Genomic DNA, 16,363 nt, shown 5'->3' on the forward strand with positions numbered 1-16,363 from the left:
CGCAGATCGATCCCGGCGCTTCGGAGGAGCAACATTACCGTGCTCATCGCACGGACTTTCCGTAGAGCTTCATGCGCTCGGGGCGGGGCGTGCGCCGTCGACCGGCCGCGAGATCCTCACAAGCAACCGCGATGGACCACACCAGATCGTCGTACTGACGACGCAGAATCCCGACTCGCTCTGCCGCGGCGGCGTCACCCCCGACCACTCGCTCCGTGTAAACGATTCGAAGCTTTTGCACCGAGAGCCGGTCAAGCGCCGAACCGATCGACTCCGTGATGGGAGGCACGTCCTCATTGGCGCTCCACGCCGCATCCAAGATCCGGTCGATCTGCTCGATGAGTGCATGGCGAAGGCCGTTGAGCTCGTCGATCTCCCGCTTGATGGCCGGAATCTCCCCGTCCCCAGCTTGCCGTACCCGGTCCTCGGCATCCCACTGGCGGCTGTTGACCGCATGCAGCTGGACCAGAACCTGCAACAAGTCTGGCCGATAAGGAGCTGGGATCCCGGCGAGAGCGTCCTCGCACCATTCACCTTGCCCACCTGCTACGTCGGGGCGGGATGTACTCGTCGTCATCGGAGCGTGCGGGCCTACCTCCGACTCATCCGTGTCTGTACCCAGCCGTGCACGGGTCTTGGTCATGGGCGGTGATCCCCCTTCGGTCTCTCGTTAGGACGGTCTCTGCCGACCGTCGTTGAAGACAACCTTGAGCACGACCGGAGGGTGCCCTAGAGGGACGCGTTACTCCACGATGACTATTCCATGTTGCGCCTGACTCAACGACCAGAGTGGTCGCCTGGCGTCCATCCAGGTCCGCCCCTGCCCCTAAGTTGATCTCGTGGCACGCTAACAGCTCAGGGAGAACAGACGATCATGGGCCATCTCGCACCAGTTTCTCCGCCTGCTGAGACGATGCCACCACTCCTCGTCGCCGACCTCCCGTCCGACCCGCGATGCCCGGACAGCCTCAGCCCCGGGGCAGCAAACGGCACTTCCTTGACGGCGCCCAGCATCCGGCGCCTCTGCCCGCGCACAAGGCTGGCCATCCAGGTCGATGGAACCAGACGGCACAGTGCGGCGCTGGTCTGCTGAGGCAGCAGTGCACCGCTCATCGCGGCGCGGACATGCCTCGGTACCCGACCGGAATGCCGACCGGGTACGGACATTCGACAGCCATGGACGGTGTCAAGGACTCAGCGGCCGTCGGTCTGCGAGATGTTTTGTGCGAGTTGGCCCACGACGCTAAATATCCATTGCCCGAAGCTGGTTGGAGCGATCAGGACGCCGAAGACCAGAACGATGACCACGGTCATCTTCTCGTCGAACCGGCTCCGAGCCTGTGTGCGTCGGCGCAGTCGCATAACGATGATCACCGCTAGCAGAACCGCGACGTTGATGGTCAAAATCATCCGGCCAGTCCTCCCCTCAGCACCGGGCATTCCGCCTCTCTGCATAGCTCGAACCGGGTACTTCTCAACGGCCCCATCCGCAGTGCTTGGCGATAGAGCACTTGTCCAGCGGCTGGTTTCATGGCGCTCTCGCGGCGTTACGCTGGCCGCCAGGACCCTCCCCTCGCACCCACCGCCCCACTCGGCAGTTTCAGGACAGGGTTGTTGGACGACGTGGGGGCGGGATGCGGTCCAGCAGCTCCCACAAGGGCCGGGAGCTGGCAGCCCACTCGCCGAGCTTGCGGCGATCGACGAGATGTATCCGGTGCTCCTTTCCCCATGGGATGGCCTTGGAGCTGAAGCGGCCATTGGTGAGGACGAGGGCAATATCCGCTCCATGGATCTGCCGTGCGGTGCCGTTGACCTGCTGTAGGACGCCGACGCCAACGGCAGAGCCACGGTCTCCGTCCCGGCGGTGCTTGCACTGGATGGCCCATACACGCCCGGCGGGATCGACGGCCCGCACATCGCAGGCGTTGTCGCCGGCGCCGCCCATCCGCTCGGCACGGCAGCCGTCCCGTCGCATCAGGTCGCGTATCGCGAACTCGAACGCGCGGTGATCCAGCGCGTCCAACTCAGCGATCCGCATCCGCAGGGCACGGGCGCGCACACGTTCCCACTCGGCCCGCTGCCGTACCTGGTGCAGCCAGAAGCCGCCGCCGACCGCAGCGACCACGACCGCGAGGAGGATGATCCACCAGTGCGCGAGCAGCCACTGCACGACGGTGACGACCACGACGATCGCCACAGCCCCGGTGGCCAGCAGAGCAACCTGCTCATCCTGCTTCTTGGTGCGGCGTACCGGCCCACGTCGGCCGGTACGCCGCGCCGGGCGTCGGCGGCTCATCGGGCCGTACCCGGGCGCGCCCATATCGGGACAGCGACCCGAACGTGAGCCTCCACCTTTACCCCCATGAAGTAAGTCCTCCTGTCCAGAGCCGTTGACGATCCCCGCGCAGGCAATGAGAGCACGCAGCTCTGACAACGTGTGGAGGTTTGATCACTTTAAGTGATCGATTTTCGGCCAGCGTCTACCGCAGCCCGGTGCGCTTGAACGCCGATGACCAGGGTTTTCCGGTGCTCGCTCGACCAACTTCGGCCGTTTCGTCGAACGAGTCGGATCTCCGGGGCCCTATCGACGAACTCCGCCCCTTCTGCCGACACCCTGGCGATCCGAGCTGGAGTTGCGCGGGTGCGCAGGGTTGAGGAACCAGGTACGCGCCGAGGCGAGCCACCAGGTTCCGCAGAAGGCGAGGACGACGCCGACCGCGATAGGTGCGTAGTTGAAGGTCTCCGCGGTGACGGGCGAAGTCTGCGGCAGCATGAACAGCACGGTGATCACCAGCACCCACACGATGGCGATGGTGCCGACGGTCGTGGACCACGAGCCAAGGTGCCAGGGGCCCCGCTCGAAACGGGCGCCCTGCCTCAGCCGGAGGAAGGTGGGGATCACGTAGGCGATGTAGAGGCCGATGGTCGCGATGGAGGTCACTGCCGCGTACGCGGTGGTGTTCCACAGGTAGGGCAGACCGAGGACGAAGGCGCCACCGGTGGCGAGCCACACGGCGTTGGTGGGGGTTCGCGTCGCAGGGTTGAGCTTGTGCCACGTGCTGGAGAAGGGCAGGGCGCCATCACGTGAGAAGGCATAGATCATGCGGGAGTTGGCGGTCACCGACGCCATGCCGCAGAAGAGCTGCGCGACGATGATCACGAGCAGTAGCCATTTGCCGACCGCCGCGCCGAGGGCGTTCATGAGGATTTCCGCCGGCGGCACCCCTGTCCCCGATGCGAGTGCGCCGGCGTAGGACTGGATGGCGTAGGTGAAGCCGAAGAGGAGGACGAACCCGGCCGCGAGGGAGACGAGGATCGAACGGACGATGCCTTTGGGCCCGGCGGTGGATGCGTCGATGGTCTCCTCGGTCATGTGGGCGGAGGCGTCGTAGCCGGTGAAGGTGTACTGCGCCATCAGGAGACCGATCAGCACCACGTAGCCGCTGGACGAGAAGCCTGTGTTGTTGACGAATTCACCGAACACGAACCCGGTCGACTGGTGGTGGTCGGGGACGAGCACCAGGGCGCCGCAGATGACGATGACACCGAGGATGTGCCACCAGATGGAGACTTCGTTGAGGAGGGCGACGATGCGCACGCCGAAGGTGTTCAGGACACCGTGGAGGGCGAGGATGGCTCCGAACAACGTGATGGTGTGGCCCGGCGTGGCGGCGTAGCCGAATTGGAGATCGAGCAGTGCGTTGAGGAAGTTGGCGGCGCCGAAGTCGATGCCGGCGGTGACCGCTATCTGGCCGAGTGTGTTGAACCAGCCGGTGAACCACGCCCAGGCTGCTGCGGAGCGCTTGGGGGCCATGCGGTGCGCCCAGAAGTACAGGCCGGCGCTGGTCGGATACGAGGAGCAGACCTCGGCCATCGACAGGCCGACGAACAGCGTCATCAGGCCGACGAACAGCCAGCCCCACATGATCACCGCCGGGCCGCCGGTGTTCATGCCGTACCCGTAGAGGGTCATGCAGCCGGACAGGATGGAGATGATCGTGAAGCTGACGCCGAAGTTGGCCCGGCCGGACATCGAGCGGGAGAGCGTCTGCTGATAGCCGAGTTGTTTCAGGCGCTCCTCGTCGGAGATGCGGGAGACGTCAAGAGGCATGGAGATTCCGCCCTTCGTGGATCGCGCGTGGGGTCGAGTGCTCAGTGGTGCCGGCGCCGCCGCGGGCTGTAGGCCCAGGCGCGGTGCCGCAGAAACAGTTGGTCGGCCTGGCCGCAGTAGGCCCATGGAACCTGGGTGGCGTAAGGGCCGATCGCGTCGAAGACCTCGGCCGCCTCGGTGTGGCGGTTGGCGAATGACAGTGCGTGTGCTAGGTAGTTGGCGTCATCGGCGAAGCAGGCGTGCTGGCGCGGCGCGCGGTATCGCCACCAACGGTCCAGCACGCGATCGATCTGCGGGCAGTCGATCCAGGGGTGGATCGTCAGCCCGTACGCCGTCTGGTCCTGCTCTTGACGCGATCGGTGCGCTTCGGCAACCACAACCAAGGGCAGGACCGCGATCGGCAGCCCCTTCGGGGCTATGGACGCCTGCTCCTCGGCCCACCACATCGCCTCCCCCGCCCGGCCGTGGTGCCGAAGGAAGAGGTAGGTGGCCACCTCGTGATGCGCCTCGCGGTTCCAGGGGTCGCGCTGCTTGATCTCCGCCCAAATCCGGTGCAGCGTCGCCCGGTCCGGCGCGTGGGTCCGCAGCAATGCGAGCATCACCACCAGGGGCGCCACATCGTGCGGCCACACCTTCAATGTCAGGCGGCAGGTGGCCCACGCCTCTTCCATCAATGACCGGCCGGCGCGATGCCCAGCGATCATCGCTCGGAGGGCCTGCACATTTGCCAGGAGGGCCAGCGCGTGTGGCGAGCGAGGCTCCGCTTTCGCCCACGTGTCGGCGAACCTCAGCCGAGCCCCTGCTTCCGCGAGTACTTGGAGGCGGAAGACTCGACGGTCCCAGTCGGCACCGGTAGAGGCCAGCAACTCCTGCGGACCCTCCCAACGTCCCATGGAGGCGTCTTCCAGGGCCCGCCGCAACGCCTCGTCATTTCTCGTCGGGTGCATGTCAAGGGCGGATCGGCCGCCGGTCGTAGTCATCGTGTTCACTCCGGTGGCCTCCTGCCTGGCAAGCAGGCAGGAGGGGCCTGGTAGTCAGACGGTCCGAATCTCGGTACCGAGCGCCACCGAAATGGCACGTTGGTGGACGAGGCCCGTGCGAACGAGCCGGGCCTCCGGCATAAAGCAATCGACGATGGTCATGTGGTTCGCCGCCGGGCACACTCCACCGTCGACGATGACACTGACCTCCAAGCCGGAAGCGGCGATGAAGGCATGGACCTGCTCAATGGTGACGGCCGGGCCGGGGTCGTTCGGGCCTGCGTCTCCGGAGATGTTCGCTGTGGTGGCCGCGAGGGGCACTTTCACCCGCGCGGCGAGGTCCCCGAGGATGCCGGGATCGACCGTGACCAGGGCCGGTGATCCGACTGCCGCGTGCCGGGCCGCGTCGTCCGGGCTCTTCCACGGCAGTAGCAGCGCGAGATCGCCAGGCCAGAAGGCTGCCGCGAGTCGGCTTGCCTCCGGACTGAAGGTGAAGACGCCTTCGCAGGAGGCAGCAGAAGGGGCGACGTAGGCGAGGGGCTTGCCACTCGGGCGGCGCTTGCCCGTGATGATGCTGTCGCACGCCCGGGCGTTGCTGGCATCCGCGCAGACCATGTACCAGCGCTGGGTCGGGACGACGACGAGTTCTCCACCCTCGATCGCCTCAGCGGCGGCGTCGAGGTCTTGGGTTCCGATAACGCGCATGAGCTACTCCTTGTCGGCTGAGATCTGAGGGACGAAGGTCAGCGGCGGGTAATCGAGCCACGGGTCGCACAGTGCTTCGAGGCGGCGGCCCTTGTGGTCCGGGTGGGAGACGCGGAAGTAAGCCATCACCCTGGGGAACGGGGTGAGGTTCCGTCCCACCGAGTGCGGGACAAGATGATGCATGAGCAGGACGTCGCCAGGCGCGCCGAGCAACGGCACACCCTGCTCGTGATCGACCTCCGGCGGCACCTGCTCCGTCATACCGAGCGACCATGCACTGCGGAACCAGTCCGCCATGGTGCGGTGGCCGCCCGGTTGGTAGCGCAGCGCGCCGTCTTGTGCGCTGGTGACGTCCGAGAGGACGACGCCGACAAGGAGCGAGAAGGTACGTAGTTCTCGCGGATCGAGATGCGGGCAGGAGACACCGTCCACGTGCATCGGCTTCTCCGGCTGCACGCCAGGGAATTCCGATTCCGGCACCCGGATTTGGATCTGGGCGGTCGTGATGGGAGCGGTGTCGCCGAGGAGGTCGCCAGCCAGGTCGGCGGCACCCGTACCTCCATACAGGGCGAGGATGTCGGGGTGACTGCCCAACTCGGGCGCGAACGTTCGCTGGCTGTACCCGGGGACGTCATCAGCCTTCAGGCGGTCGCGGTACCAGGTCTCGACCAGTGATGCGGCGCACCGGACCAGTTCGGGGGCGATCAGCCCGCGGCGTATGACCGCGCCATCCCGTTTGAACGTGTGCTTCTCCTCAGGTGTGAGGGGCATGGCGTCTCCGTGAGGTCTCCGGCGTCCCTGGGGACGAGGCCGTGGCGATGCGGTCCAAGGCGTGCTTACTCGCGTCGAGTGCCGCTGCGAGGAGCTTCTGGCCGAGTTCTGTGGTTGCTTTGCGCGGGTCTCCGCCGATGACGCCGTGAGTGGCAAGGGTGGGGTTGTCGGAGGTCCATGGCCAGGTGATGCCGCGGTCGAGTACGAGGCGGCTGATCGCTCGGCGCTGGCCGGGGTCGGGGAGGGCCTCGCTCGGCAGGAGGTCCAGTCGGACCGAGTCAGGGTCGAGGGCGAGCATGAGGGCCGTCTCAAGGATCCCGGCATGCACCTCGGGGAGTTCGCTGTCGATCGGGAGGCGACCGGCAGCGAGGGTGGCGGGGTGGAGGACCCAGGCGGTGATGCCATGGTTGTGGCGGAGCTGCTGGACGAGCACCTCCAGCACGCCACGGTTTCCGCCGTGGCCATTGACGAGGAGCACGCACCGAGCCGACGTGGTGCGGACGTACTCCTCCACGAGCACGCCGACGAGCGCGGCGTACAGGTGAACGTCCAGGGTGACGGTCCCCGGCGTGCGTGCGTGTTCGGGCGAGAGTCCGTAGGGGACGGCCGGCCCGACCCAGAGGTCGTGCCGGTCCGCCACCTGTGCGGCCAGACAGTGGGCGAATCGCTCAGCGATGACGGTGTCGGTGTCCAACGGCAGGTGCGGGCCGTGCTGTTCGACGGAACCGAGCGGCAGGCAGAGGACAGACTGTTCACTCAGCTCGACTGCCGCGCGCGGTGCGGTGAGCGTGGCGAAGGCCCGTCTGGGGTGGTCGTTCGTCACCTCCTGCTTCGCCGCCCGAAGCGGATCAGGAACTCGTTCTCCTCCGGGAAGGTGTCGTCCTCGCTGAAGTCGGCGAGCCGCTCCATGACCGCGGTCTCGAATGCCTGCAGCCGATCGCCGAAGAGGTGGGGGGCAGCGAAGGAGGTGGAGTACAGATAGCCGAGGATGCTCTCCCTGGTCCACGTGCGATGGACAGGGATCCGGGTCTCCTCGACCTGGTCGAAGAGTGATTCCTCCATGATCTCGCTGTACGGGCGGTTGTGGTGCTGGAAGGTACCGGAGCCGGCCCGGCGCTCCTCGCCGAGGAAGGTCTTGATGACGTCCCGGACGGCTTCCTTCCAAGGGCTCGTAGTGGTCCAGAAGCTGCTGTCGCCGAAGATGGCGACGACGCCTTCGGGGGCGACCTGGTCATCCAGTCGAGCCAGTACGGCGGCTTGGTCGAGCCAGTGGAAGGCGCGACAGATCGTGACCAGGTCGGCTTTCCAACCGATGGGCGGCACGAAGTCCTCGGCGGTGCTCTCGACGAGCGAGAGGCGTGAGCCTTCGGGGAGCTTCGGGCGCAGCGCCGACTCCGCCGCGGTGAGCATGTCGGCATCGTTGTCGATGGCGATGATGTCGTCGAACCGGCCCAGCAGCGCCTCAGCGACCAGCCCGGTGCCGGTGCCGACGTCCAGCAGGCGGCGCGGGCCTTCGGTGCGGGTCGGGACGGCCTGGTCCAGGACCACGGCGACGTCTTCGGGGATGCCGGGGCGGAACTGGCGGTAGTAGCTGGCGGTTCCGGTGAACAGGCTCATGTGGCGCTCCGTGCTGCGAGGTGCTGGATGTGGGTGGCGGCTGCCGCAAGGTCATCGGCGACGAGCACACCGTGGTCAACGAGCAGGGACTCGTCGGGGACCTGTCTTCCGCGCGAGATCCACACAGCGCTCGACCCTGCTTCGATGGCACCCACGATGTCGCACGCCCAGTCGTCTCCGATGTGGATCAGGCCACCGGGTCCTGTAGCGAAGTGGTCGGTGACGGCGTGGAAAGCGCGAGGGTCGGGCTTGGTGTGGCCGATGCGACAGGACGGGAAGAAGTCGCTCACCCACGGGGAGAGAAGTGTGCGCAGTCCGTCGGTGTCAGCGTCGACGCAGGTCACGTTGGAGAGGGTGGCCACGGTCGCTACGGCGCTGATCCGGCGCAGGGCCTCAGTGACACCGGGGTAGAGGCTGAACGGGGCCGGCGGCGCGTCTCGCGGGAACGCCTCCGTCGGCACCTGGACGGCTTCGCAGACCTCGCTCACCAGAGCGTCGGTCAGGGCCGGTCGGGTGTGAAGGCTGGACCGCAGGATCGCCCGGGTGCGCGCGGGAGGCAGCGGAGAGGCTTCGACCAGCCGCATCGTCAAGCCGGGGCCGTCGGCCATACCCAGCGTCCCTCCGACGTCCACGGAGACCAGGAGTCCGGGTCGTGACGTCACTGGTTCCTCCGCGAAGTGGCAGGCAGCGTGGAGACGACGGCTCCGATGCGGGCCTTCCGGATGTCCCTTGTGGTGGCCTCGGAGAGGAACGTCAGGACGTACCGCAGCTCCGCTTCGTCAAGGCCATTGAGGGATCGTCCCTCCCGGTCGGCGGCGGCGTTGAGGTCCGGTGGGACGCTGCGCGGGCGCAATCCGTGCGGCAGGTGGAGTCGGCCGTGCCAGTGCTCGCCGTCGCCCACTGCAGGGAAGCTGTCCGTGGGGCGCAGGACAGTGACGTCGTCCAGGGTCAGGATGCGGACGCGGACGGACGTTTCCGCGATGTCGAGGCTCCCGGTGAGAAAGGTGTCGTGACCGTCGAGGCGTTGCGACAGGCGGAGCATGGGCCCTTCCGGGCTGTGGGTGACCGTGCCCTCGACGGGGACGTTCAGCAGAGCGTTGGGCATGCTGTGCTCCTTGGCGTGGCGCCGAGACCAATGGTGTCCGGCAAGCGGATATGGCCGTTTTCGGGACGGATCGGCATCTCATGGAGGCGTTGTCGTCCGGGCTCCCACCTGAGCCGGTACTCGACAGCCCGGGCGACGGTGGGAAAGGCAGCGGCGAGGTGGAGGCCCGGCAGGAGTGAGCGACCGTGCGGATAGACAGGGATGCCCTGGGCCTGGGCGATCGGGATGATCTGGGCCGCCCGGGTCAGACCGCCGCACCCGACGACATCGAGGGTCAGGGCGCTGGGACGGATGTACTGGATCAGTCCGGTGGGGTCCTCGTCGCAGTGCGCACGTTCACCGACTGCCAGGGGCACCGAGGTCGCCGCAAGGAATTCGTAGGCGTCCGCGGCGTGATGCGGGAGCGGGTCCTCCAGCCACCGCAGAGAAGAGGGATCGACGGCCTGCGCGAAGGCCAGTGCCACGGACGGCGTCCAGGTGCCGACCGCGTCGACGGCGAGGGGAGCCCCGAGAGCCTGGGAGTAGCGCTCGACTGCCTGGGCCATGCGCAGTGCGGCTTGCTCGGAGGGGGCTGCCGGGTCGCGGCGTAGTCCCCACTTGGTGAAGCTCCAGCCGTCGGCTGCGACACCGCTCAGCGCGTCCGGGCGGTCGATGCGGCTGAGGTCCAAGGTCAGCCACGAGGCATACGCGGGAACGGACTTCCGAGGAGCCACGGTGTTGAGGAGTTCGGCAACAGTGCGCTCCGCGAGCTGACCATGAAGGTCCCAGACGGCGCAGTCGACGGTACCGACCGCCCAAGAAGCCACCTCGGACGGGCACCTGCGAGCCGCCGCACGCAGCTGCTCCAGCAGACTGACGTGGTCGGTGACCGCCGCGTCCTTCACCTCGGGCGCCAGAACGTCGCTCACGTAGCGTCCGACGTTCTCCCCGACCGGCCCGTACCATCCGACCGCTGTGGTGGACCGAACCCCGACGAAAAAAGTGTCATCTCCGGGTGCCACGGGCTGCCTCGTCTGAACTACGTGCAGGCCCTCGATGGTCCAAGAGCTCATCGGACCACCTCGCGGCAGGCCAAGAGACGGCCTGCGGCCCGCTCGACGCCCGCCACATCCATCCCCATCGTGCGGGCGAGGTCGCGCTGTGGCATGGGACCGCCCGGCTCCTGCCAGCCAATGACGTCGGTGGGACGGCGGAGGCGCCCAGCCATCAGGCCCCAGACAGCGGCGGGGTGGCCAAGAGTGAGGACAAGAACAGCGGCGTTGATCCCCAGATAGTCCTCGATCTCGCGATCGCCCAGTCCCCGTGGCCACACATGCGGGGGTCCGAGCACCGTCAGGTCATGCAGATTGACGACCCGGACCCGGCACTCGTGGCGCTCCCGGACACGCTCGGCGGCCTGCGTGGCTACGGCAGCGGGGATGTCCCCGGCCGTCACGATCACCAGGTCGGGCTCGTCTTCGTCGCTGAGGTGCGGCCACACCGCGAGACCACGGCTCTGCTCCTCGGCGAGCGTTTCCGTCGGGTGGGCAGTGCGGCTGTGCTTACCGGCGATGACCAGGTTGACGCGGTCTACCGAGTCGAGCGCCTCGTCGAGGGCCTCTGCGGTTCGTGCCGGGTCGGCAGGCGTCAGCACGCGCACGACGGGGGCCGCCAAGCCCAGCAGAGCGGTGGCGAGGGACGGGTCACCGTGTGTGTAGACGTTGTTCCAGCCATAGGAAGTCAGCAGCAGATTGAGGCTGGGCAGGCCCCGTGCGCCGTCGAGACGTCGCTGTTTGATGTGTCCCACCAGGCCGCTGGCGAGCAAAGGGGCGAAGCTCTCGTACGACACGAGCAGCCCACGGCGTCCGCTGGCGGTCCAGCCGGCGAGCCGTTCCAGCAGTACCTCCTCCGCCAACAGCTCGTGAACCCACCGCTCACCGGCGAGCTCGCCGAGGCGGTTGGAATCCAGTTCGTCTGGGCTGACCAGCAGGACATCGCCTCGCGTGGCGTGCTCTCGTACGACCTGGCTGACCGCGCTCGTGAAAGAGACACCACGGTCCTCCTTTGGGCCAGCGGAGACGCCCTGGCGTGTGGAAGGCGCCGGAGGAAGGGAGCACCAGCGGACCTGCGTGACGGCTTCCGCGAGGGGACCTTGCCCGCGTCCCTCCTCGTCAAAGAGCTGGGAGGGCTGGTAAGAAGCGAGCCAGTCAGCGAGGAGCGACAGGTGCTCGGGATCAGTACGCGGGTCGGTGAGAGGTGTCTTGTGCAGAGCCTGCGTGCCGAGGAGAGTCTGGTCTCCGAGGGCGGAGGGGCCAGTCCACCCCTTGATGCACCGCAGGACGACCGCTGTGGGCCTGTCTTCGAGGGCGGATTCCATCGCGTCCCAGAGCGCGGCATGGAAGTCGGCGTGCTCGTCAAGTGATCCAGTCCTGACGCGAACGATCTTGGTTCCCCACCCCAGACCGGCGAAGTACGAATGGAGTTCGCTGTCGTCCAACCCTCCGAGTAGGGATGGCCCACCCATGCGGAAACCGTTCACGTGCACCACAGGGAGTACGGCAGCTCGGCCCGGCGCTCGGTGCGCGAGCCAGGAGGCCGAGGTCGTCGGCGTCTCGCACTCTCCGTCGCCGATCACCGGAACGACGACCCGGCCGGGGGCGTCCAGCGCAGCCCCTTGGGCGAACGGGAGGCAACCGCCGAGACGGCCGCCGAGAAACGCGCCCGCCGGCAGCGCCGGCGTGACTTCGGCGCCCAGGCCCTCGACATCAGGGAACGACCGGGACAGGTGTCGCAGTCCGTCGGCGTCCGGCGCGAAGTCGGGGCGTAGCTTGCCGAGGTCGCCCGTCACCCAGGCTGCGGACAGCTGCACGACGCCGGCGTGACCGGCTCCGAGCAGCGGCATCAGGTCCACGTCCCGTTCGAGGGTCCCAGCGGCAAGGGCAATGTGGGACAGTGCCCAGGCGGCGCCGGGCACGGTTCCCCAGTGGCCCGAAGGGTGTTCCTTTACGTGGGCTGCGGCCAGCGGCTGCTGGAGCATGACGTTGTCCCGCAGATGGAGTTGGCACACCGTGGCGTAGCAGATGGCCCTCCACAGGGCGTCGGCCAGAGAAGCGTCGTCCACCATCACGCGCCGACCAGGGTCTCGTCGGCGAAGGTGAAGTACCACAGCGGGCGGTAGCACTCCCACGCCGCCGGACGCAGCCCCGTCGGTTTCAAGATCTGCTCTATCTCCGTGCGGGCGTGCAGGTAGTACTCCAGCTCCTGCGCCCCGGAGGCGCGAAGGCCGGCCATGATGCGGTTGTGGGCCTGGTAGACCTGGAAGTTGGGAAATTCGGTCACGTAGGGCGCGAGGGATTCGACACCATTGCGCAGGGCGTCGAAGTCGTCCAGTCCCACGATGTACGTGAACGAACTGCCGTGGCCCGCGGCCACCGCTCGCCGCAGTACCTCGGGCATCCAGGTGGACGTCAGGTCCGCCTTGCTGGCCTTCAGCAGGAGATCACGGCGCGTGAAGCACTCCGCGGTGAGCCGGAGCACGAAGGGCCCGACGTCGGCAAGCTCCTCGAACGCCTGCTGAGAGCGCAGCACCGAGGTGAGGAAGCCGAGGCGGGCTTCCACGCCGTACTCGACAAGCACCGAGCGCAAAGCACGCAGGTGGTCGACGGCTGCGGGTTCCCGCTCAAAGCACCCCGTTGAGACGGTGACCTCACGGACTTCCGTAAGGTCCCGCCTCGGGTGCTGCTCTCCCAGTACGGCGAGGAGTTCCCGGAGGTCCCGTTCCTCCGACAGCCGCGGGTCTGCTGCCGCCTCCAGTGTGTTGGGGCAGAAGGCGCACCCGACGCAGCGGCTGCGGGCGTTCGGGTTGAGCGTCAGGGCGGTGCCGTTGTCGCGGAGGTAGCCGCCAACTGCCTCGTCGGCATCGACGCGCTCCACGGTGCCGACCGGGGCATCCCCCAGCAGCAACTGCCCGTCCTCCACCAACCGGAACGGCGATTCCGTGGCGTTCAGTGGGACGATGAGCTGCCAGGGCACCGACCGCGCGCTGTCCAGCCGAACCTGAAGACGCGCCCGGTGGCGCGGGGTTTCCCCGTTGATTCCATAGAGATTGACCGCGATGAGCAGGGCGTCTTCGACCGGCACTCGGTACTGCTGCGCGAGTCGCTCCACGTCCGCGAGCGAGGACGTCGCGCCCACCTGTCCACCGAGTAGTGCTGTCACGCGCGTGCTCCATCCATGAGGTCGGAGTGGGATGGCGCGTCGACGGAGTGCGGGGGCAACTCCGCCGACGGCACGCAAGAGACTGCCGTTGTGCGCCAGGACGACGAACCACGCGCAGGGATTTTTGGCGGACGTCCCGGGACGTTTTCAGCGGACGGCGAGTTCCAGCGACCGTAGGTGGTGCATCAGGGCAGCGACGTCGGTGAGGTCGGCGAGCACCATGTCGGCTCCTGCTTGACGCAGTTCATCCTCGCTGTGTACCCCGGAGGCCACCGCGACGATGTGCGCGCCGGAGTGCAGAGCAGCTTCGACGTCACGCGGGGTGTCCCCAATGAGGACGGTGGGTGCGTCCAACGGAATGCCATGAGCCGTATGGACCCGCTTCCGAGCGACGTCGACCAGGTCGGTCCGATCCGCCGCGTCCGCTCCGTAGGCCCCGGATTCCATGTCGAGCAGCCCATCCAGTCCGAAGGCCCTGAGTTTGACCCGGGCGTTTGCCTGGATGTTGCCGGTCAGGACTGAGGAGATCATGCCGGGCTCCGCAGCCACGGCTGTGAGGGCCTCTCGGGCACCTGGCAGAGCACGGCCGCGACGGGTAAGGTCCGCTTCCCGCGCGGCGCCGGCGGCCTCCAACACTGGAAGGATCCGCTCCCATGCCGGGGGCTCCAGCCCGTGATCCCGGAACATCCCACCAAGGATCAGCCGGTCGGTCCGGCCTTCGGTGCGAGCCGGGTAGGCCGCGGCACGGCCCGCCGCGCTCTCGAAGGCGGCAGCATAGATCTCCTTGCTGACGCCGGAGTTCTCGATGAGGGTGTGGTCGATATCCCACAGCACGATCAGCGGCACCGGGCCAGGGTAGGCACACGCACACTTCCAGCCACAACCACGTGCCTCCCGCCCAACACACTTGCGGTTCGCCACCGCACTCAGGTTGGCTTTGCGGAGTGAATGAGCGACTGCGTTCCGCGCTCGTCCAACGGGGCCTGACAGTTGAGGAAATGGCCAGCGCCTGCTCCGTGGACCCCAAGACCGCCAGCCGGTGGGTCAGTGGCCGAGTGCCCCACCGGCGGCACCGCTGGACGGTGGCGAACCTGCTGAGCGTCGACGAGACATACCTCTGGCCGGAGAACGGGCAGGGGACCCAGCGGCTGGGCTCAGACCGCTCGGAACTCGTCGACACCCACCCCAACCGAGCCAGCGTCCCTCGCGACCTGTGGCTGTCCCTCCTCCTCGGAGCGATGAAGCAGATCGACGTGCTCGTCTTCTCGGGTACCTTCTTCGCACAGACGAACCCGCACATCGCGCGGATGCTCCAGGAACGAGCGCAGGCAGGCGTTCGCGTTCGGCTGTGCTTCGGCGATCCGACCGGGGAAGCGGTCCGCATCCGGGGCCGTGAGGAGGGCATCGGAGACACGCTCGCCGCCAAGATCAGGGCATCCCTCACGTACTACCGTGACCTCGTGGGCTACCCGGGCTGTGAGGTGCGCCTTCACGACACCACGCTGTACAACTCGATCTTCCGATACGACGACCACCTCATGGTCAACCCCCACATCTGGGGCCAGCCGGCCAGCGCCAACCCGATTCTCCAGCTCCGCCAGACAGATGGTGGGGAGTGGTTCCAGCGGTACGGCGACAGCTTCGAGGCCGTATGGACGACCGCGCGCCTTTGGACGCCCGACCAGTAGGAGTAGCAACCACCGTGGGCAGGACCGAGTACTACCACGACCCCAAGGCCCCCAAGGCCAACACCCTCATCCCCGCCAGCAACATGCTCGTGGTCAACGACGACGGCGCCATCCTCCTCCAGCGACGCCGCGACACCGGCCAGTGGGCTCTGCCCGGCGGTGCCCAGGACATCGGCGAAAGCCCGGCCCAGTGTGCGGCCCGCGAGTGCCAAGAAGAGACGGGAATCGTCGCGGAGGTCACCGGCTTCCTGGGCGTCTACTCGAACCCCGCGCACATCGTCGCGTACACCGACGGCGAGATCCGGCAGCAGTTCGAGGTCGTGTACATCGGCCGCCCAGTCAGCGGCGAGCCCACGATCAACGATGAAGCCGACGGCGTGCGGTGGGTTCACCCGGACGACCTGCACTCCCTCGACATCCACCCGAGCATGCACGAGCAAATCGGCCACTACCTGGCCGGGACGTACCCCTACCTCGGGTGAACGCTCACCCTCACAGCGCGATGCCGGCCTCGGCCGCAGCCGCCCGCACCCGATCCACGCTCGCGTGGATGTGCGGTGTGGCCCGGCGAATGAATCGCCCCACCACGCTGTCCTCGCCGTAGCGGCCCAAGATCTCGCTCAACCGCTCTTCCGATGTCGTCCGCCGACCGTCCGGCGTCGTAGTCATATCGCAGTAGACGAGGGCGTCCACGAGCAGTGGATCATCCAGGAGAGGGAATTCCTCCGCCAGCTCGTCCTGAAGACCGCGCTCCTCGGCTTCCAGTAGCGCGTACGTGTGGTTCGCCACCAGCCGGACGATCCGCTCGTCCGCCGCGTGCGTATCCCGGAGGTACCGCGCTCCGTCCAGGGGATGGAATCCGGTGTGGACAAGTGGGGGCGCATAGCCGATGTCGTGCAGCACCGCAGCGGATTCCAGGACCTCAGGGTTGGCACCGACCAGGGGTGCGAGCATCTGGGCACAAGCAGCAACGCCCTGCGTGTGCGCCCATCTGCGCGGAAGGCTGTCGCTCAGCAGCTCGCCCGCCAGTTCATACGCCCAGTTGCCGTTGTTCGTCGCCACGCGGGGAGGATACGACAGAAGCTGGGCGCCCGTTATGTTTTCCGCGGCTCCGCAACGGGGCCGCTGGCCTCCGGGCCCGGCATGACTGTTGCCCCCTGTCGAAGGCATGACCTGGGGGGTGGTGTTC

At 67.4% G+C, this 16,363-nt stretch carries 18 protein-coding genes; 2 read left to right on the plus strand and 16 right to left on the minus strand.

Going from position 1 to position 16,363, the window contains the following annotated elements; translation table 11 throughout:
• Window positions 1-43 precede the first annotated feature (43 nt).
• The 15 genes from LCH29_RS25685 to LCH29_RS25755 all read right to left on the minus strand — a co-directional run bounded on the left by LCH29_RS25685 (window position 44) and on the right by LCH29_RS25755 (window position 14,332).
• Window positions 44-481, minus strand: coding sequence for a DUF4254 domain-containing protein (locus LCH29_RS25685; protein ID WP_446464074.1), 438 nt, complete (start codon window positions 479-481; stop codon window positions 44-46).
• Window positions 482-1,194: 713 nt separating this feature from the next.
• On the minus strand, window positions 1,195-1,410 hold the full coding sequence (locus tag LCH29_RS25690) for a hypothetical protein (RefSeq protein ID WP_446464075.1): 216 nt from the start codon (window positions 1,408-1,410) through the stop codon (window positions 1,195-1,197).
• Between the two features lie 190 nt (window positions 1,411-1,600).
• On the minus strand, window positions 1,601-2,296 hold the full coding sequence (locus LCH29_RS25695) for a restriction endonuclease (RefSeq protein WP_446464076.1): 696 nt from the start codon (window positions 2,294-2,296) through the stop codon (window positions 1,601-1,603).
• 285 nt (window positions 2,297-2,581) lie between these two features.
• Window positions 2,582-4,111 carry an amino acid permease gene (locus tag LCH29_RS25700; RefSeq protein WP_446464077.1) on the minus strand — a complete coding sequence of 510 codons (1,530 nt, stop codon included), beginning with the start codon at window positions 4,109-4,111 and terminating at the stop codon, window positions 2,582-2,584.
• Window positions 4,112-4,152: 41 nt separating this feature from the next.
• Window positions 4,153-5,091, minus strand: coding sequence for a hypothetical protein (locus tag LCH29_RS25705; RefSeq protein WP_446464102.1), 939 nt, complete (start codon window positions 5,089-5,091; stop codon window positions 4,153-4,155).
• Between the two features lie 54 nt (window positions 5,092-5,145).
• Entirely contained in the window at window positions 5,146-5,796 is a 651-nt protein-coding gene (locus LCH29_RS25710) for an L-threonylcarbamoyladenylate synthase (RefSeq protein ID WP_446464078.1), read from the minus strand.
• 3 nt (window positions 5,797-5,799) lie between these two features.
• The gene (locus LCH29_RS25715) at window positions 5,800-6,567 is read right to left on the minus strand and encodes a phytanoyl-CoA dioxygenase family protein (RefSeq protein WP_446464079.1); all 768 of its coding nucleotides are present in this window, start codon (window positions 6,565-6,567) and stop codon (window positions 5,800-5,802) included.
• Window positions 6,551-7,390 carry a creatininase family protein gene (locus LCH29_RS25720; RefSeq protein WP_446464080.1) on the minus strand — a complete coding sequence of 280 codons (840 nt, stop codon included), beginning with the start codon at window positions 7,388-7,390 and terminating at the stop codon, window positions 6,551-6,553. The genes LCH29_RS25715 and LCH29_RS25720 overlap by 17 nt, the downstream gene beginning before the upstream one ends.
• Window positions 7,387-8,184, minus strand: a complete 798-nt coding sequence (locus LCH29_RS25725) for a class I SAM-dependent methyltransferase (protein WP_446464081.1) — start codon at window positions 8,182-8,184, stop codon at window positions 7,387-7,389. The genes LCH29_RS25720 and LCH29_RS25725 overlap by 4 nt, the downstream gene beginning before the upstream one ends.
• A complete protein-coding gene (locus LCH29_RS25730; protein WP_446464082.1) occupies window positions 8,181-8,846 on the minus strand; it encodes an HAD family hydrolase in 666 nt (221 codons plus the stop codon). Before LCH29_RS25730 ends, LCH29_RS25725 begins: the two co-directional genes overlap by 4 nt.
• Window positions 8,843-9,289, minus strand: a complete 447-nt coding sequence (locus LCH29_RS25735) for a hypothetical protein (RefSeq protein WP_446464083.1) — start codon at window positions 9,287-9,289, stop codon at window positions 8,843-8,845. Before LCH29_RS25735 ends, LCH29_RS25730 begins: the two co-directional genes overlap by 4 nt.
• Window positions 9,271-10,197, minus strand: coding sequence for an enolase C-terminal domain-like protein (locus tag LCH29_RS25740; protein WP_446464084.1), 927 nt, complete (start codon window positions 10,195-10,197; stop codon window positions 9,271-9,273). Before LCH29_RS25740 ends, LCH29_RS25735 begins: the two co-directional genes overlap by 19 nt.
• Before the next feature lie 140 nt (window positions 10,198-10,337).
• Window positions 10,338-12,392, minus strand: a complete 2,055-nt coding sequence (locus LCH29_RS25745) for a phosphoketolase family protein (protein ID WP_446464103.1) — start codon at window positions 12,390-12,392, stop codon at window positions 10,338-10,340.
• Window positions 12,392-13,486 (minus strand): hypothetical protein, encoded by a 1,095-nt coding sequence (locus LCH29_RS25750; RefSeq protein WP_446464085.1) that lies wholly within the window; start codon window positions 13,484-13,486, stop codon window positions 12,392-12,394. The genes LCH29_RS25745 and LCH29_RS25750 overlap by 1 nt, the downstream gene beginning before the upstream one ends.
• Before the next feature lie 147 nt (window positions 13,487-13,633).
• Window positions 13,634-14,332, minus strand: coding sequence for a haloacid dehalogenase-like hydrolase (locus tag LCH29_RS25755; RefSeq protein ID WP_446464086.1), 699 nt, complete (start codon window positions 14,330-14,332; stop codon window positions 13,634-13,636).
• A gap of 236 nt (window positions 14,333-14,568) precedes the next feature.
• On the opposite strand from LCH29_RS25755, the gene LCH29_RS25760 reads away from it, so the two are divergent.
• Both LCH29_RS25760 and LCH29_RS25765 read left to right on the plus strand, forming a co-directional pair.
• A complete protein-coding gene (locus tag LCH29_RS25760) occupies window positions 14,569-15,174 on the plus strand; it encodes an XRE family transcriptional regulator (protein WP_446464087.1) in 606 nt (201 codons plus the stop codon).
• 14 nt (window positions 15,175-15,188) lie between these two features.
• Window positions 15,189-15,656 carry an NUDIX hydrolase gene (locus LCH29_RS25765; protein ID WP_446464088.1) on the plus strand — a complete coding sequence of 156 codons (468 nt, stop codon included), beginning with the start codon at window positions 15,189-15,191 and terminating at the stop codon, window positions 15,654-15,656.
• A gap of 10 nt (window positions 15,657-15,666) precedes the next feature.
• On the opposite strand, the gene LCH29_RS25770 is transcribed toward LCH29_RS25765, so the two are convergent.
• Entirely contained in the window at window positions 15,667-16,236 is a 570-nt protein-coding gene (locus LCH29_RS25770) for an HD domain-containing protein (protein WP_446464089.1), read from the minus strand.
• Between the last annotated feature and the right edge of the window lie 127 nt (window positions 16,237-16,363).

Source organism: Streptomyces sp. BRA346, assembly GCF_052851135.1.